The organism is Mesorhizobium sp. M0983, from assembly GCF_040318975.1.
Lineage (GTDB): Bacteria > Pseudomonadota > Alphaproteobacteria > Rhizobiales > Rhizobiaceae > Mesorhizobium.
Window position 1 is genome coordinate 109,768 of the sequence record NZ_JAMYNH010000003.1, and the last position, 15,155, is coordinate 124,922.

Below are 15,155 nucleotides of genomic sequence, written 5' to 3' on the forward strand. Positions count from 1 at the left end.
GGCTGGGGTTCGGGGCACAGGTCTGGAGACAGCGGCATTCGGGCTTTTCGGCGGCGTGCCCGAGCTTTTGGAATTGCCCGCAGTACTATCCGCGGCGAAACAGCGCCTCTGCCGCCGACTTGGTGGAGCCCTTGGTCATGAGCTCGGCTTCCAGCCGGGCGATCTCGCCGCGCAGGATGCCGATCCGCTCGGACAATTCATCGACAGAAAGCAGCGACAGATCCTGCCCGATCTCGTGCGGGCGCGCTTTCTTCTTGGGTTCGTCGTCGAAGACCGCCATCGTCGCTCCTCCGTGATTGCCCATTTGCCTGATTTGCCAATGAGCATACATAGGGCAGGGGTATGGATGCAAATGGCCGGCAATAGCTGGCGCTAGAAACCGGCGAAACACGACGGGAAAATTCATGGCGAACGCACAGAAAATTCCGACCAGGATGATGGCGATCGCCATCTCGGAGCCGGGCGGGCCGCGGGTGCTGAAACCGGAAACCCGCGACGTGCCGGTACCCGGCCCTGGCGAGATCCTGATCCGGGTGCGTGCCGCCGGCGTCAACCGGCCCGACGTGCAGCAGCGCAAGGGCGCCTATCCGCCGCCGCCGGGTGCGTCGGATCTGCCGGGCCTGGAAGCGGCGGGCGAAGTCGCCGCCCTCGGCGACGAGATATCGCGCTGGCGCGTCGGCGACCGGGTCTGCGCGCTGACGGCGGGCGGCGGCTATGCCGAATATGTCAAGGTTCATGCCGGCAGCGTGCTGCCGCTGCCCGCCGGCTTTACCTACACCGAAGCGGCGGCGCTGCCGGAAAACTACTTCACTGTTTGGCACAATGTCTTCGAGCGCGGCGGCCTGAAGAGCGGCGAGACGCTGCTCGTGCATGGCGGCTCATCGGGTATCGGAACGACGGCGATCCAGCTTGCTGCCGCTTTCGGCGCTTATGTCGTCACCACCGCCGGCAGCAAGGAGAAATGCGACGCCTGCCTCAAGCTCGGCGCCGACCGGACGGTCAACTACCGCGAGGAGGACTTCGTCGCCGCGGTCAAGGAGGCAACCGGCGGCAAGGGCGCCAACGTGATCCTCGACATGGTCGGCGGCGATTATGTCGCGCGAAACTACGAGGCTGCGGCCGTGGAGGGCCGCATCGTCCAGATCGCGACGCAGGGCGGAGCGGTGGCGAGCGCCGATTTCTTCAAAGTCATGGCCAAGCGGCTCGTGCACACGGGTTCGCTGCTCAGGCCACGCACGGTGGAGTTCAAGGCGGCGGTCGCGGCTGCGCTGGAGGCGCAGGTTTGGCCGCTGCTCGGCACGCGCAAGGTTGCACCGGTGATGGACACGATCTTCCCGCTCAAGGAAGCCTGGCGGGCGCATGAGCGGATGGAGGAGGGTGAGCACATTGGCAAGATTGTGCTCGATGTCGCCTGACGGCCGGTAAACAGGCTGAACGAAGGCTTAATGGTGCAATGCAACAAACGCATTGCCGCCATGCAAAAGCGTCTGTTCAATTTTTCATCGCCGATGCCTATTTACGCGGCATCGAAACGATGGAGGACTACCATGAACCCGATCCGCGCTTTCCGTAACTGGCGCATGTACAACGAAACCGTGCGCGAACTGAACCGGCTGAACGCTCGTCAGCTCAATGATCTCGGCATCAACCGCGGCGACATAGAGAGAATCGCCCGCCAAGGGCTTTGATCTCGAGCACGATCCTGTCCGAAGACCGGGCGCTGCTTTTCCGCAACGCCGAGCCGCGGTTCGGGATCAAGCCTTAGAAGCCAGAGCCGTAGCAGACGGATTTCCGTCGCCGGTTCCGAGCCCGCCCGACCTTGGTCTGGCGGGCTTTGTCTTTTTGAAGCTTTCGACTGCATGGCTTCATGTGCCGACCCTTCGCGGTCTGCTGGTCGCGCCGCCATGCCGTCCTTGACGCGCGCCTGCCAAAAACATTGCGAAATGGCGAGTGAGCAGTTATATAGACCGCGATTTTCCCATTTTGGTGGCTGTAAACCACCGCCCGCGCGGGAACGCGGGCGAACGAGAAGGATTTTTGTAATGGCCAATACGCTGCTGATGCCAAAAGCGACCGCCGTCTGGCTGGTTGACAACACAGCGCTTTCCTTCGAGCAGATCGCGCAGTTCTGCGGACTGCATCCGCTTGAGGTCAAGGCGATCGCCGACGGCGAATCTGCGCAAGGCATCAAGGGTATGGACCCGATCATGACCGGCCAGCTCACTCGCGACGAGATCGCGCGCGCCGAGAAGGACCCGAACCACCGGCTGAAGCTCTCCGACCCCAAGGTGCGGGTGCCGGAATCCAAGCGCAAGGGTCCGCGCTACACTCCGCTGTCCAAGCGCCAGGACCGGCCCAACGCCATCCTCTGGCTGGTGCGCAACCATCCCGAGCTCAAGGATGCGCAGATTTCCCGCCTTGTCGGCACGACGAAGTCGACGATCGACCAGATCCGCGACAGAAAACACTGGAACTCCGCCAATCTCCAGCCGATGGATCCAGTGACGCTCGGCCTGACGTCGCAGATCGACCTCGACATGGAAATCAACCGCGCCTCGCGCGGCCGCGAGCAGGCGCAGCCGGTCGGCGATACGCTGCTGCCGGCCGCCTTGACCGAACGGCTGGTGCCGGCGCCGGAAAAGCCAAAGGACGAGGATCGCGAACTCGACGCCAACGCCGTCTTCGCCAAGCTCTCGGCGCTGAAGTCGAAGGACAAGGATACGGGCGAAGAGGAATAGAGGTCTCGCATCCAAAACAAAAAGCCCGCTTTCAAGCGGGCTTTTTTTTCGATCTTCCGTGTCAGCTTCGCGCCGCCCGGTCCGGTGCCATGCCGTAGTCCTCGCTGCGTTCCACCGCGCGGTAGAAATCGGCGAGCTGCTTGCCGCGCTCCGGCTTGAAGGTGCGGCCGGCGATGACCACGGAGGCGATGCGGTCGATGCGGAAGGCGCGGAAATCGCCGCGCATCTCGCACCAGGCGACCAAGGTCCACACCTTGCCCCAGAACCACAGGCCGAGTGGGCGGATGTCGCGCGCGGTGCTGCGGCCGGCCTCATCCGAATAGTCGATGGTCAGCACCTGACGTTTCTCGATGGACCGCTCAATCAGGTCGATGGCTTCGCGGGCGGCGTCGCTTACCACCCACATCGGCGTGTGGATCTCGGTGCGGGCGATGCGGTCCTTTTCGGCGTCGGGCAGCACGGCGCCGATCTTGACCAGCGCCTCGTCGGCGGCTCGCGCCATGGCCGCGCCGCCAAAGGCGCGCACCATGCGGGCGCCGGCGACCAGCGCGACGATCTCGTCACGCGTGAACATCAGCGGCGGAAGGTCGAAACCCTCCCTCATCATGTAGCCGACACCGGCCTCGCCGTCGATCGGCACGCCGGTCGACTGCAGGTCGGCGATGTCGCGATAGATGGTCCGCTCGGAAACCTCGAGCCACGTGCCCAGCTTCTGGGCGGTGACCAGACGGCCACCGCGCAGGTGCTGCACGATCTGGAAGAGCCTGTCGGCGCGGCGCATCGTATGGTCCCTCGGCGTCTATTGCTCTAGCCCTTCGCGCTTGCGCTGCGCGGCGACGGAGGCCGCGCCGAAGGACAGTTTCCTCGTTGTCGGCGTGCTTGCGTCGAGCACCCGCCAGAACGGCGCAATGTCGCCCAGCGCCATGCCACGCTCAAGATCCTCGTTGGCGGCCTCGGCGACGGTACGCAGATGATAGCCGATGGTGACCGGACATGTCACCTCGGCACCGTGCTCGATGGCGAGCGCGGTGCGCAAAGCCCGGATATCCATATCCATGCCTTCGGGGATGGCGCAGATGAATGCATCGACCTGGCGAGCTGTGGGAACCAGCATCGGCTGGCCTTCGACGACATCAGCGATGGTGCGTGGCGACGGTGTTATGCCGTTGATGCCAGGCGTGTTCAGCCTGTCGGTCCAGCTTTTCATCGATCGTCCTCTCGGCCGTCCGTCTCTGACGGCCATCCCACTATGGCACGAGCCTCCTGACACCATACTGTCAGGAGGCTTCAGCATGCCTGTTTATCGCCGGGCCGCATCCAAACGCCGGGCAGAAAGATTGCCTCAATTGCCGCCATTGTGGCGGTCGCCATACATGTCCGGCCAGCCAATATCCTTGCGGATGTCCGCCGGCAGGGTGTTCATGAAACGCTGGGTGCGGATCTCATTGCGCATCGTCCGGATCTTGTCGACATAGTGCTGCACGCTACGCAGAATGGTAAAACCGTTCATGGCTGGTCTCCTCTCTTTCGATGCAGGCACTATCGCACACCCCTACTGACAGCAGTCTGTCAGGAGGGTGCGGCTCTCGCGACCGGCGTTCCGATTTGTCCACCGAAGTGATCGAACAGTGCTGAAAAGAGGCGTGCCGCGGTGGAAAGACCGCGATCGTGGCGCCGCTTTGACAGCCAGCCGCGATGCTGATCAAAGGCTGCATGTCGAAACTTCTCGCGCTCGTCATCATCGCCATGATGGTCATCCAGCTCATCAAGCCGCTCGGCTGGCCGGGGCTGAAGCGGCGCAGCGATTTCTGGAAGCTGGCGCTGTTGGCTATGGCGGCGATTTCGGTTACGGCGGTGCTCGGGCACTGGACGTAATGCATGTCGCGCAAAAGGTGTGCAGCGGTTTTGCGCCGACGACATGCATAAAACAAAGAACCTAAAGCGCCGCCGCATGAGGCCAATCGAACGCGACGCGCTTTAGTGCCGGCAGCCGCTACGCGACGCCCGGTTCGTTGGCGAGCACCAAGCCGGCCAGATGTTCCGCCCAGGCGCGGTAGCCGGCTTCCGAAGCATGAAATCCATCCGACGCAAAGCCGGCCTCGGCGTCAGTGATCGGCAGGCGGGGCGCCGGTATGGCGCCGCGCTCGAGGCAAAGGCGCTCGCCCATCCGGTTCATCTCGCCGGCGCGGATCTCGAGGATCTTGCCGAGCAGCGGCGGCATTGCCGGCGCCCGGGTGAACTCCAGCACCGGCGACCACACCACGCGCGCCTCCGGCCATTTGGCGCGCAGCGCGTAGAGCAGGCCGCCAAAATCGCGCTTGAAGCGCGGTACCGAATGAAAATTCTTGGTGTCGTTGGTGCCGATGGCGAGCACGATATGCGTCCACGGATCGGCCGACAGATTGGGCAGCACATGATCGCGGATCTGGCCAGAGGTTGCCGAGTTGAAGCCGGCTGCCCGCCAGCGCACGGTGCGGCCGGTGCGTTGCGCAATTAGAACGGCCAGTTGCGCGGCCAATCCGTTTTCGGAATTGCCGATGCCGACTGAGGCGGCGGAGGAATCGCCGAGCACCAGCAGCGAGATTGCCGGCGCCTGGCCTGATATCTCGTGCATGACCGGACCTTGTGCCGGCAGTATGCGGGTGGTGCGGCGACGCACGCCAAGTCCTTGCCAGACATAGACCGGAAAGGCGAGCCAGGTGAGAAGGGTCGGAAAGCGCCGCATGGCAAATCCCTTTTAGGGCACAGCGAACAGCACTTAGCGCATGTTGCACTGAAGGTGAACGACCTTGCAGCGACAGCCTGTCGCCTCAATGGCAGCAGTCATGCGTCCCGGATTGGTCTTCATACTCGTCATGCAGCCGCACCCAGTCGGCGAGGCTATGATGCGGCCCGGTTTCGTTGCGGCCTTTCGGCGTCAGGTCGAGATAGTGATAGGCGCCGATCAGCGGATCGCCGCCTCTGGAGCGCGAGATGAAAGTCAGGAAGATGTCGCCTTTCTCGTCGCGATAGAACACGCTGGTGCCGGGAAGGTCCTTCGATCTCCGCGCGCGCCGCTCGAAATTGTAGGTCGTGTCGCCGGCCGCGATCTGCTTGTCGGTGAATGACACCTGCATATCGAAGTTGAAGTCCGAGGCGTAGGACGACACCCAGTCGAATTTCCAGCCCATGCGCTGCTTGTAGGGCAGAAGCTCGGCCAGCGGCGCCCGCGCCACCACGACAAGCGAAACATCGTGGTGCCTGAGATGCTGGTTGGCGCCGTCGATGTGGTCGGCAAGGAACGAGCAGCCCTCGCAACGATAATCGGCGCCCGGCCCGAACATGAAATGGTAGACGATCAACTGGCTGTTGCCGCCAAACAGGTCGGGCAGTTTCTTTGGCCCTTGCTCGGTCTCGAAGACGTAGTCCTTGCGGATCTTCAGCCATGGCAATTCGCGGCGTTCGGCGGCGACGCGGTCGCGAAAGCGCGTCAATTCCTTTTCGCGCGCCAGATGCGCCTTGTGCGCCTGGAACCAGTCTTCCTGCGAAACGGTCTTGTTGTTTGGCATAGGTCTGCTCCTCTTTTCACGGAGGACGTTCGGCAGCGAGGAATGCCGACACCGAGCTGCATTTCAGTTGCAAGAAAATTGCAGCCCTTGCTGCTTTCAAGCAAAACCCGGGCACGTGGCCCGGGTCGGGAGAAACGCAAGATGGATTCGGTTAAGCGGCTTGCTCCAGCGACGGCTGCCATTGTCCAAGCGCTGCCAGATGGTTCATGTGGGCGCGATGGGCGAAGGCGGCCTGCGCGGCGGCGACGTTCGCCGCCTTGCCGCTCCAGGCCTTCTGCGGAGCGGCCTGCAAGGCGCGGCCGTAGGAGAAGGTCAGCTTCCACGGATGCGGGCCGATGGCGTTGATGGCGTTGAGGTTGGCGGTCGCTTGCTCGTCCGATTGTCCGCCCGAAAGGAAGGCGATGCCTCCGATCGCGGCTGGCACCGTCTCGCGGAACAGTTTTATCGTCCTTTCGGCGACCTCGTCGGGGCTGGTGACCTTGCCCGATTTCTTGCCGGCGAGAACCATGTTTGGCTTCAGGATGGTGCCTTCGAGGACGACGCGGGCCGCATAGAGCTCGGTGTATAGCTTTGTCAGTGTCGCCTTGCTGATCTCGTAGCAAGTGTCGATGTCATGAGCGCCGTCCATCAGCACCTCCGGCTCGACGATCGGCACGATGCCGGCTTCCTGGCAAAGCGCGGCGTAACGGGCGAGCGCATGGGCATTCGAGCCGATCGAGGTGGCGGAAGGCACCCCCTTGGCAACATCGATGTCGATTACCGCGCGCCATTTGGCAAAGCGGGCGCCAAGCTTGTAATAGTCGGCGAGGCGTTCGCGCAGGCCGTCCAGGCCTTCGGTGATGGTATCGCCGGGAAATCTTGCCAGAGGCTTGGCGCCGGCGTCGACCTTGATGCCGGGAATGGCGCCTGATGCCTTGATGATGTCGACCAGCGGCGTGCCGTCGGCGGCCTTCTGGTGGATGGTCTCGTCATAGAGGATAACGCCGGAAATGTACTTGGTCATTGCATCGCTGGCGCGGAACATCATCTCGCGATAGTCGCGGCGGCTGTCGGCGGTCGACTCGACGCCGATGACGTCGAAGCGCTTCTTGATAGTGCCGGAGCTCTCGTCGGCAGCCAGCAGGCCCTTGCCGTTGGCCACCATCGCGGCGGCAATGTCCTCGAGACGTTCGCTCATCGTGCTTCTCCTGAAAGAATTGACCCGTACCCAGCAGACCACCAGAGCAACGCAGGTTCAAGTCGAACCCTTTCGTCGGAGAAGCGCGAATCGATTGAAAATCGCGAGCGCACTGCTTCGCGCTGTTATTAACGCCGCGCTCAGCGCTTCAAGACGTCGACGCCGGGCAAGGGCTTGCCTTCCATCCATTCGAGGAAAGCGCCGCCGGCCGTCGAGACATAGGTGAACTCATCCCTGACGCCGGCATGGTTGAGGGCGGCCACCGTATCGCCGCCGCCGGCCACCGAGACCAGCCTGCCGGCCTTGGTGCGCGCTGCCGCGTGCCTGGCCGTCGCCACCGTCGCATGGTCGAACGGCTCGATCTCGAAGGCGCCGAGCGGCCCGTTCCAGACCAACGTCGAGGCACGGTCGATCCATTCGGCAATGGTTTTCACGGTTTTCGCGCCGACATCGAGGATCATGCCGTCGGCTGGTACGTCTGCAATGGCGACGGTCTCGCTTGCGGCACCGGCCTTGAACTCCCTGGCAACAACGGCGTCGGCGGGCAGGATGATGGCGCAGCCGGCCTCGGCCGCCTCGATCATGATCTGCTTGGCGGTGGTCGCGAGATCGTGCTCGCACAAGGATTTCCCGACGTCGGTGCCGCGTGCCGCGAGAAACGTGTTGGCCATGCCGCCGCCGATGACCAGCGCGTCGACCTTCTTCACCAGGTTCATCAACAAGTCGATCTTGGTCGAGACCTTGGCCCCGCCGACAATGGCGACAACCGGGCGGACGGGATTGCCGAGGCCCTTTTCCAGCGCATCGAGCTCGGCCTGCATGGTGCGCCCGGCGAAGGCCGGCAGCACGTGCGCCAGCCCTTCCGTCGACGAATGGGCGCGGTGCGCAGCGGAGAAGGCGTCGTTGACGAAGATGTCGCCGTTGGCGGCGAGCTTTTCGGTGAAGGCCGGGTCGTTCTTCTCCTCGGCTTTGTAGAAGCGGGTGTTCTCGAGCAGCAGCACATCGCCGCTTTCCATGGCGGCGACGGCGCTCGCGGCCTTGTCGCCGATGCAGTCGGTGGCAAAGCCAACCGGACGGCCGAGCACGTCCGCCGTCGCCTTGGCGATCGGCTCGAGCGAGAATTCCGGCGCCGGTCCATCTTTGGGACGACCGAAATGTGCAAGCAGGATGACCTTGGCGCCCTTGCCGGACAGCTCGGCGATGGTCGGTACAATGCGCTCGATGCGGGTGGCGTCGGTGACCTTGCCCTCAGTGACGGGAACGTTGAGGTCGACACGCACCAGCACACGCTTGCCGCTGATATTGCCGATGTCGTCCAGTGTCTTGAAGTCGGCCATGCTGATCCCTTTCGCGAAAAATCGCGGGGACCTTACCCCGCATCAACGACGATGCAAGACCTGCCTGACGGTTCTGCTTAAGGGTTCACGGAAAATGTGATCGCGTGTCGAAGATGAAGCGCCCAGCGGGAGCGAGATGGGCAGCAACGGCGCGAAACGCGCCGACATATGGCTTTACCGGTTGCGCACCACAATGCATGCGCCGCCGACGCTGTGCAGCTTCTGGCAAATATCGTCGGCCTTGGCTTTGGTGTCGGCGCCGATCCGCACCGCATAGATGCCGCGCCTGCCGATCGGTGTGCGCACCCGGCTGACCACCGGATTGCGACCGCTGAGCAAGGCTGGAAACCGCCGTTTCACATTGCTCCACTGATTGAGCGCCGCGGCGCGGCGGAAATTGCCGGCCACCTGCACGCCCCATGGCTTGATGTTGATCGACGACATCGGCACGGTTCTGGACATGATCACCGGCAGCGTGCGGCAGGCGGCAGCGAAGCTCGCCTTCTTGTCGAGCGGCCGGATGACGCCGGCATACGCGGCATCGGTGAACCTGTCGGCCGGCTCGCCCATGACGTCCAAAACGTAGCTTTCGGTCTCCATCGGCAAGAAGCCGCCGGAATTCAGCCAGCGCGTCACCCGGCTCTCGCCGGCATTGTATGCGGCTGCGGCGAGGCCCAGATTGCCAAAGCCGGTCTTCATTTCGGCGAGGTATTTTGCCGAGGCCGGGATAGCCTGCTCGATATCGAACGAATTGGCGAGCCCGCGCATCTTGGCGGTACCCGGCATGAATTGGGCGATACCCTCCGCACCGACGGGGCTGACCGCATTGGGATCGAAGCGACTCTCCTTCCAGATCAGCCGGGCAAAGAAATCCCGGGGCAGGCCGTTCTGGTCGGCATGCGTCTCGATAAGATCGCAAACTCGATCGATCAGCTTCTGCTTGGCGGGCCGCGGCGGATCGGCCTGGACGGCTGTCGCCCAGCCCAGCCAGCAAATGACAACCAGCGTCGCCCCAAGCAAACGCCGCATCGAACTACTCCGCCGCGGCTTTGCCGTGTTGGCCAAACCGCCGTTCGATGTAGTCGGAAACCATTTTCTCGAAATCCGCGGCGATCGACGGGCCGCGCAGGGTCGCCGCCTTCTTGCCGTCGACGAACACCGGGGCGGTCGGCGTCTCACCGGTTCCGGGCAGCGAAATGCCGATATCGGCATGTTTGGATTCACCCGGACCGTTGACGATGCAACCCATCACCGCGACCTTGAGGTTCTCGACGCCGGGATATTGTTCGCGCCACACCGGCATGTTCTTGCGCAGGTCGGCCTGGATGTTCTGGGCAAGCTCCTGGAACACGGTCGAGGTCGTGCGGCCGCAGCCCGGGCAGGCGGCGACGATCGGCACGAACTGCCGGAAGCCCATGGTCTGCAACAGCTCCTGCGACACCTGCACTTCGCGTGTGCGGTCGCCGTTCGGCTCCGGCGTCAGCGAGATGCGGATGGTGTCGCCGATGCCTTGCTGGAGCAGGATGCCCATCGCAGCCGATGATGCGACAATGCCTTTCGAGCCCATGCCGGCCTCTGTCAGGCCGAGGTGCAGCGCATGGTTGGAACGGGTGGCGAGCTCGGTGTAGACGGCGATCAGATCCTGCACGCCGCTGACCTTGGCCGAGAGGATGATTTTCTCGCGCGCAAGGCCAATCTCTTCGGCCATTTCGGCCGACAGGATCGCCGACTGCACGATCGCTTCGCGCGTCACTTCCTGCGCGGTCAGCGGAAAGCCTTGGGCCTGGTTGTCATCCATCAGCCGGGTCAGCAGCTCCTGGTCGAGCGAACCCCAGTTGACGCCGATGCGCACCGGCTTGTCGTATCGGATCGCCATCTCGACGATCGCCGCGAACTGCCGATCCCTCTTGTCCTTGAAACCGACATTGCCGGGGTTGATGCGGTACTTGGCCAAGGCCTCAGCGCAGGCCGGATGATCGGCCAGGAGCTTGTGGCCGATGTAATGGAAATCGCCGACCAGCGGCACGTCGATCCCGAGCCGCTCCAGTCGCTCGCGGATGGCCGGCACAGCGGCAGCGCTTTCGTCGCGATCGACCGTTATGCGCACGATCTCGGAGCCGGCGCGATGCAGTGCCGCCACTTGCGCCACCGTCTGGTCGACATCGGCCGTGTCGGTGTTGGTCATCGACTGGACGACGACTGGGGCGCCGCCGCCGACCATCACGCCGCCGACGTCGACACCGACCGACCTGCGGCGCGGGAAGGGTGAGGAAAAATATCCGGTCATGCCGGCTGCCTTTAATCTTGAAGGTCCGGGCATGAGGTGGAGGAGCAAAGATGGCTTGTCAATGGCGACTGGCGCGCAGACCTAGCAAATCGGAAATGACAAGACGGCAGCTTGCCGCAAATCCATAAGCGTTTCCGGCAGCATAGAGACATGCCACCGGAAAGAAATCGCGCGCCAGGCGGCGCAGCTAGTCCTGGATGGGCGTCAGTGCGTCGTCGGTTTCGCCTTCAGTTTTTCAATCTCGTCCTTGAGCGCCAGCTTGCGCCGCTTGAGATTCACGATTTCGAGGTCGTCTACCGACGGATGGGTCATCGCATCGTCGATTTCGCGTTCGATGTCGCCGTGTTTCCGCTGCAGCTCATCAAGATGGGATGCAAGAGACATGATTGGTTCTCCCTTTCATGGTTTCCTCGGATTGCAGCCGTCATGGCACGTCCACCGCAGGCTCGCTTCTGTGACGGCATAATGACAGTGTGCCACCATCGCGCACCGATGTCGAATGCTGCGTGGTAGCATTCCACGACAATATGAAATGTGGTATGGGCTGCGCGCCGGTGCAAGAAGACCCCCGGTCCCGCCCAATCAGGCCCATAGTTTGGGCGCCGCAGACGTGCAGACGGTAAAAATGTCCGATCAGGAACAGGCAGATATCCGCCTCGAATATTCCCGGCTGAAGCAGGAACACGCCGATTTCGACGCGGCCATCAATGCGATGATCGCCATGAATTGCGACCCGCTGCAGATCCAGCGCATGAAGAAAAAGAAGCTTTTCCTGAAGGACAGGCTGATGGCGCTGGAAGACAAGATCATTCCAGACATTATCGCTTGAATGGACGCCGGCGCTGGCCTGCTGAAAAGGCGGCCTATGCCGCGATCGAAAGCCGCGCGGCGCGCTCGAGCAACAGCTCTATCAGGTCATCGGTCTTTTCGGTCGAGGTATCGATGGGAACCACCAGGCACATCGTCGCCTCGACCCTGCCCGGCGCCGAAAAGACCGGCGCGGCCAGGCATTTCGTGTAGGCATCGACAAGGCCGGAGGTGACGCAGTAGCCGGCCGACTTGGCCACCGCGATATCGGCTATGAAATCGTCGAGCTGCAACCTGCGGCCGTCCGGCAGTACGAGGTCGTCTTCCGAGACCATATCCTCGATCGCTGCCCTGTCGAAGCCGGCGAGGAGCAGCCGCCCGGAAGCTGTCCAGGGAAGCGGTATTTGCAGACCCGTCGCCGAGCTGATCCTGAATGGCCTGGTTCCCGGGCTTGAATGGACGATGGTGTAGCGGCCGCTTTGCAGCATGCACAGCTCCGAGGTCTCGCCGGACTCGCGTGACAGATGGTCGACTTCCTGCCGCCCTCGCCTGAGCAGGTCGTTGCCCCGCACATAGTCCATTCCGTAGAGATAGAGCTTCTTTCCAAAATAGACCCGATTGCCGTCTCCGGCCATCTCCAGCAGGCCTGCGTCGACCAGCGAGCGCACCAGCGTATAGGTCGTCGACCGCGGTGCGTTCACCCCTCTGGCAAGATCGCCAATGCCGATCGCGCGCTGGGTCGCGTGGAGAAACTCCAGAATCTGGAGGACCCGGTTGAGGCCCTTCTCCCGCGAGCCCGAATTCTTGTCTTCGTCCAGACCGGCGTCCGGTCGAGCGGCCAAGGCATTGCCTTCTTGCATTATCGATTCCTGATGTTAATCTGTCTTGTACAGAGTACAGGCGTCCCTTGTAAGGGACAATGACGTCAGTTGCAACCGATGCCTGCGCTGCTGGTCCAACGGGGAACACAACACGAAGGAGGTCGCCGTGAACGACACATCCAAAAGGCGTGAATTTCTGAAACTGGGAATGGCCGGGCTTGCAACGGCCGGAGTGATGAGTGCCGCCACTGCGGTCGATGTCCAGAAAGCTGCGGCCCAGGCAGCGCCTGACAGCCTGCTGCGCACCGTTCTCGAGCGCGGCAAGGTGATCGTCGGCACCGGCAGCACCAACGCGCCCTGGCACTTCGAGAACGATGCCGGCGAACTGGTGGGCATGGACATAACCATGGGTCGCATTCTCGCCAAGGGGCTTTTCGACGATCCGACCAAAGTCGAATTCGTCATGCAGGATCCGGCTCAGCGCATTCCGAACGTGACCACCAACAAGGTCGACATCACCATCCAGTTCATGACCATGACCGCCCAGCGCTCGCAGCTGATCCACTTCTCCAGGCCCTACTATGTCGAAGGCATCGCCTTGCTGACCCTTCCGAACGCCGAGAATAAGACCTTCGACAAGCTGCTTGCCGCCGGTTCGGCGACCCGGATTTCCATCCTGCAAAACGTCGATGCCGAGGCAAACGTGCGCATCGTCCTGCCGGAGGCGCAGGTGATGCAGATAGACACGCAGGCCAACGTGCTGCAGGCACTGGAATCGAAGCGATCCGACGCCGCCGCCGTCGATCTGTCGACGGTCCGCTGGCTCGCCTCGCGCAATCCGGACAAATACTTCGATGCCGGCAAGAGTTGGTTCTCGATGCTTTATGGTGCCGCACTGCGGCAGGGCGACCTCGACTGGCTGACCTTCGTCAACCAGACCTTCACCATCGCCATGTTCGGCCATGAAACGGCACTCTACGACGCTGCGTTCAAGGATTATTTCGGACAGGAGCCGCCGGCCCGCCATCCTGGATTCCCGGTTATCTGATCCATCAGGCGGAAGGATGCCTCCGGCGCCCTTCCGCCTCGTTCCCGGACTGTCGGCACTAAGCAGGACGCATGGGCTATACCCTCAACTTCAACCTGATCTGGCGGCATTTCGACAAGCTCTGGGGGGGGCTGCTGCTCAGCCTTGAGCTGGCTGTCATCTCCATCGCGATCGGCATCGTCATCGGGCTGCTTCTGGCGGTCTGGTACGTGTCGGCCGGGCGAGCGGTGCGGACCGTCATCGCGGGCTATGTCGAGTTCATCCGCAACGTGCCGCTGATCCTGCTCGTCTACCTGGTCTTCTACGGCCTGCCGACCGTGGTCGATATCGCCTACAGCGCGCAAACCTCGTTCATTGCCACGCTGTCGCTCTACAGCGGCGCCTATCTGGTCGAGGTATTTCGCTCGGGGCTCGAGGCGGTGCCGCGCGGACAGCTCGACGCCGGCAAGGCAATCGGCCTGACACCATGGCAAAGGCTGCTCCATGTGCGCCTGCCGACGATGCTGCGCATAACGCTGCCGGCGCTTTCCAACACTTTCATATCGCTCTTCAAGGACACGTCGGTGGCGTCGGTCATTTCGGTACCCGAGCTCACCTATGGCGCCCAGTGGATCAACTTCAACACGTTCCGCATTGTCGAGGTCTATCTGGTGGTGACTGCGATGTACCTGTTGACCGGCTACGCGCTGCTTTTCGCGCTGCGGCTGGTCGAGCGCCGGTTCAAGGCGGCGCGCTGACATGCTGAGCCAGATCATCTACGCCTTGCCGTTCCTCGCCCAAGGCTTTGCCGTAACCTTGTGGGTGTCGCTGCTGGTCGTAGTGTTATCGCTTATCGCCGGCGTGCTGATGGGTGTCGGCCTCGTCTATGGTCCGGCTCCGCTGCGCTGGGCAGTGCGCATCTTCAGTGACACCATACGCGGCATTCCGATCCTGGTGCTGATCTTCTTCGTCTATTACGGCCTGCCCGCGGTGGGACTGCATCTTGAGTCCTTTTGGGCGGCCGTACTCGCCCTCACCCTCTTCAAGACCGCACAAGTCGTCGAGTATCTCAGGGGCGCCGTCGGCTCGATTCCCAAGGGTCAGTCCGAGGCGGCGATGGCGATCGGGCTGACCTTCCGCCAGCGGCTGGCCTACGTCATTTTTCCGCAAGCGTTCAGGCGCTTCCTGCCGCCCTGGATCAACGGCGTCACCGACGCGGTGAAAGGCAGCGCGCTGGTCTCGCTGCTCGGCATCACCGACCTGATGCAAGCGATCAACCAGGTCATCGGCCGCACCTATGAGGCGATGCCGCTCTACCTCCTCGGCGCGCTCGTCTACTTCGCTGTCAACTACGCCCTCTCCTTGGCCAGCCGGCGGCTGGAGCGGCGTTTCTCCTTCATCCGGGAATAACAA

Annotated in this window: 20 protein-coding genes; 8 read left to right on the forward strand and 12 right to left on the reverse strand. The window is 62.7% G+C overall.

Annotated features, from left to right (window positions below; all coding sequences use genetic code 11):
- Positions 1 to 85: 85 nt before the first annotated feature.
- On the reverse strand, positions 86 to 280 hold the full coding sequence (locus NKH71_RS07020; RefSeq protein ID WP_023720974.1) for a DUF1192 domain-containing protein: 195 nt from the start codon (positions 278 to 280) through the stop codon (positions 86 to 88).
- 124 nt (positions 281 to 404) lie between these two features.
- Here NKH71_RS07020 and NKH71_RS07025 point away from each other — a divergent pair, with 124 nt between their 5' ends.
- From NKH71_RS07025 to NKH71_RS07035, 3 genes are all read left to right on the forward strand, one after another.
- Complete coding sequence (locus tag NKH71_RS07025) at positions 405 to 1,415, forward strand: NAD(P)H-quinone oxidoreductase (RefSeq protein WP_352788792.1); 1,011 nt, start codon at positions 405 to 407, stop codon at positions 1,413 to 1,415.
- Positions 1,416 to 1,547: 132 nt separating this feature from the next.
- A complete protein-coding gene (locus NKH71_RS07030; protein WP_023720976.1) occupies positions 1,548 to 1,688 on the forward strand; it encodes a DUF1127 domain-containing protein in 141 nt (46 codons plus the stop codon).
- 354 nt (positions 1,689 to 2,042) lie between these two features.
- Entirely contained in the window at positions 2,043 to 2,738 is a 696-nt protein-coding gene (locus NKH71_RS07035) for a DUF1013 domain-containing protein (protein WP_352480882.1), read from the forward strand.
- Between the two features lie 61 nt (positions 2,739 to 2,799).
- On the opposite strand, the gene NKH71_RS07040 is transcribed toward NKH71_RS07035, so the two are convergent.
- The 3 genes from NKH71_RS07040 to NKH71_RS07050 form a co-directional block, all read right to left on the reverse strand.
- Positions 2,800 to 3,519 (reverse strand): helix-turn-helix transcriptional regulator, encoded by a 720-nt coding sequence (locus NKH71_RS07040; protein ID WP_023678491.1) that lies wholly within the window; start codon positions 3,517 to 3,519, stop codon positions 2,800 to 2,802.
- A gap of 18 nt (positions 3,520 to 3,537) precedes the next feature.
- Positions 3,538 to 3,945, reverse strand: a complete 408-nt coding sequence (locus NKH71_RS07045) for a hypothetical protein (protein ID WP_023720978.1) — start codon at positions 3,943 to 3,945, stop codon at positions 3,538 to 3,540.
- Between the two features lie 135 nt (positions 3,946 to 4,080).
- A complete protein-coding gene (locus tag NKH71_RS07050) occupies positions 4,081 to 4,248 on the reverse strand; it encodes a hypothetical protein (protein WP_352788789.1) in 168 nt (55 codons plus the stop codon).
- A 203-nt stretch (positions 4,249 to 4,451) separates the two neighbouring features.
- Between NKH71_RS07050 and NKH71_RS07055 the strand changes: the two genes are divergently transcribed.
- Positions 4,452 to 4,613 carry a hypothetical protein gene (locus NKH71_RS07055; RefSeq protein WP_352480883.1) on the forward strand — a complete coding sequence of 54 codons (162 nt, stop codon included), beginning with the start codon at positions 4,452 to 4,454 and terminating at the stop codon, positions 4,611 to 4,613.
- 118 nt (positions 4,614 to 4,731) lie between these two features.
- On the opposite strand, the gene NKH71_RS07060 is transcribed toward NKH71_RS07055, so the two are convergent.
- From NKH71_RS07060 to NKH71_RS07090, 7 genes are all read right to left on the reverse strand, one after another.
- Complete coding sequence (locus NKH71_RS07060; protein WP_352788788.1) at positions 4,732 to 5,463, reverse strand: SGNH/GDSL hydrolase family protein; 732 nt, start codon at positions 5,461 to 5,463, stop codon at positions 4,732 to 4,734.
- 85 nt (positions 5,464 to 5,548) lie between these two features.
- On the reverse strand, positions 5,549 to 6,286 hold the full coding sequence (locus NKH71_RS07065) for a DUF899 domain-containing protein (RefSeq protein WP_023720981.1): 738 nt from the start codon (positions 6,284 to 6,286) through the stop codon (positions 5,549 to 5,551).
- 151 nt (positions 6,287 to 6,437) lie between these two features.
- Positions 6,438 to 7,463, reverse strand: a complete 1,026-nt coding sequence (locus tag NKH71_RS07070) for a class I fructose-bisphosphate aldolase (protein ID WP_352480884.1) — start codon at positions 7,461 to 7,463, stop codon at positions 6,438 to 6,440.
- A gap of 140 nt (positions 7,464 to 7,603) precedes the next feature.
- Positions 7,604 to 8,800, reverse strand: coding sequence for a phosphoglycerate kinase (locus tag NKH71_RS07075; RefSeq protein ID WP_352894697.1), 1,197 nt, complete (start codon positions 8,798 to 8,800; stop codon positions 7,604 to 7,606).
- A 174-nt stretch (positions 8,801 to 8,974) separates the two neighbouring features.
- Entirely contained in the window at positions 8,975 to 9,829 is an 855-nt protein-coding gene (locus NKH71_RS07080) for a lytic transglycosylase domain-containing protein (protein ID WP_023720984.1), read from the reverse strand.
- 4 nt (positions 9,830 to 9,833) lie between these two features.
- Complete coding sequence (ispG, locus tag NKH71_RS07085) at positions 9,834 to 11,087, reverse strand: flavodoxin-dependent (E)-4-hydroxy-3-methylbut-2-enyl-diphosphate synthase (RefSeq protein ID WP_352480886.1); 1,254 nt, start codon at positions 11,085 to 11,087, stop codon at positions 9,834 to 9,836.
- Between the two features lie 204 nt (positions 11,088 to 11,291).
- The gene (locus NKH71_RS07090; protein WP_023678481.1) at positions 11,292 to 11,471 is read right to left on the reverse strand and encodes a YdcH family protein; all 180 of its coding nucleotides are present in this window, start codon (positions 11,469 to 11,471) and stop codon (positions 11,292 to 11,294) included.
- Positions 11,472 to 11,712: 241 nt separating this feature from the next.
- Here NKH71_RS07090 and NKH71_RS07095 point away from each other — a divergent pair, with 241 nt between their 5' ends.
- Positions 11,713 to 11,916 (forward strand): YdcH family protein, encoded by a 204-nt coding sequence (locus tag NKH71_RS07095; RefSeq protein ID WP_023678480.1) that lies wholly within the window; start codon positions 11,713 to 11,715, stop codon positions 11,914 to 11,916.
- Between the two features lie 34 nt (positions 11,917 to 11,950).
- On the opposite strand, the gene NKH71_RS07100 is transcribed toward NKH71_RS07095, so the two are convergent.
- Positions 11,951 to 12,754 carry an IclR family transcriptional regulator gene (locus NKH71_RS07100; protein ID WP_023720986.1) on the reverse strand — a complete coding sequence of 268 codons (804 nt, stop codon included), beginning with the start codon at positions 12,752 to 12,754 and terminating at the stop codon, positions 11,951 to 11,953.
- A 127-nt stretch (positions 12,755 to 12,881) separates the two neighbouring features.
- On the opposite strand from NKH71_RS07100, the gene NKH71_RS07105 reads away from it, so the two are divergent.
- From NKH71_RS07105 to NKH71_RS07115, 3 genes are all read left to right on the forward strand, one after another.
- Complete coding sequence (locus NKH71_RS07105) at positions 12,882 to 13,763, forward strand: transporter substrate-binding protein (protein ID WP_031194546.1); 882 nt, start codon at positions 12,882 to 12,884, stop codon at positions 13,761 to 13,763.
- A gap of 71 nt (positions 13,764 to 13,834) precedes the next feature.
- Positions 13,835 to 14,500: an amino acid ABC transporter permease gene (locus NKH71_RS07110; protein WP_023720988.1), complete on the forward strand. Its 666-nt coding sequence runs from the start codon at positions 13,835 to 13,837 to the stop codon at positions 14,498 to 14,500.
- Between the two features lies 1 nt (position 14,501).
- Complete coding sequence (locus tag NKH71_RS07115) at positions 14,502 to 15,152, forward strand: amino acid ABC transporter permease (protein ID WP_023720989.1); 651 nt, start codon at positions 14,502 to 14,504, stop codon at positions 15,150 to 15,152.
- Positions 15,153 to 15,155: the final 3 nt, after the last annotated feature.

Coding starts and splice junctions, on each gene's coding strand:
- NKH71_RS07020 (WP_023720974.1), bottom strand. CDS start 280: ATGGCGGTCTTCGACGACGAACCCAAGAAGAAAGCGCGCCCGCACGAG.
- NKH71_RS07025 (WP_352788792.1), top strand. CDS start 405: ATGGCGAACGCACAGAAAATTCCGACCAGGATGATGGCGATCGCCATC.
- NKH71_RS07030 (WP_023720976.1), top strand. CDS start 1,548: ATGAACCCGATCCGCGCTTTCCGTAACTGGCGCATGTACAACGAAACC.
- NKH71_RS07035 (WP_352480882.1), top strand. CDS start 2,043: ATGGCCAATACGCTGCTGATGCCAAAAGCGACCGCCGTCTGGCTGGTT.
- NKH71_RS07040 (WP_023678491.1), bottom strand. CDS start 3,519: ATGCGCCGCGCCGACAGGCTCTTCCAGATCGTGCAGCACCTGCGCGGT.
- NKH71_RS07045 (WP_023720978.1), bottom strand. CDS start 3,945: ATGAAAAGCTGGACCGACAGGCTGAACACGCCTGGCATCAACGGCATA.
- NKH71_RS07050 (WP_352788789.1), bottom strand. CDS start 4,248: ATGAACGGTTTTACCATTCTGCGTAGCGTGCAGCACTATGTCGACAAG.
- NKH71_RS07055 (WP_352480883.1), top strand. CDS start 4,452: ATGTCGAAACTTCTCGCGCTCGTCATCATCGCCATGATGGTCATCCAG.
- NKH71_RS07060 (WP_352788788.1), bottom strand. CDS start 5,463: ATGCGGCGCTTTCCGACCCTTCTCACCTGGCTCGCCTTTCCGGTCTAT.
- NKH71_RS07065 (WP_023720981.1), bottom strand. CDS start 6,286: ATGCCAAACAACAAGACCGTTTCGCAGGAAGACTGGTTCCAGGCGCAC.
- NKH71_RS07070 (WP_352480884.1), bottom strand. CDS start 7,463: ATGAGCGAACGTCTCGAGGACATTGCCGCCGCGATGGTGGCCAACGGC.
- NKH71_RS07075 (WP_352894697.1), bottom strand. CDS start 8,800: ATGGCCGACTTCAAGACACTGGACGACATCGGCAATATCAGCGGCAAG.
- NKH71_RS07080 (WP_023720984.1), bottom strand. CDS start 9,829: ATGCGGCGTTTGCTTGGGGCGACGCTGGTTGTCATTTGCTGGCTGGGC.
- ispG (WP_352480886.1), bottom strand. CDS start 11,087: ATGACCGGATATTTTTCCTCACCCTTCCCGCGCCGCAGGTCGGTCGGT.
- NKH71_RS07090 (WP_023678481.1), bottom strand. CDS start 11,471: ATGTCTCTTGCATCCCATCTTGATGAGCTGCAGCGGAAACACGGCGAC.
- NKH71_RS07095 (WP_023678480.1), top strand. CDS start 11,713: ATGTCCGATCAGGAACAGGCAGATATCCGCCTCGAATATTCCCGGCTG.
- NKH71_RS07100 (WP_023720986.1), bottom strand. CDS start 12,754: ATGCAAGAAGGCAATGCCTTGGCCGCTCGACCGGACGCCGGTCTGGAC.
- NKH71_RS07110 (WP_023720988.1), top strand. CDS start 13,835: ATGGGCTATACCCTCAACTTCAACCTGATCTGGCGGCATTTCGACAAG.
- NKH71_RS07115 (WP_023720989.1), top strand. CDS start 14,502: ATGCTGAGCCAGATCATCTACGCCTTGCCGTTCCTCGCCCAAGGCTTT.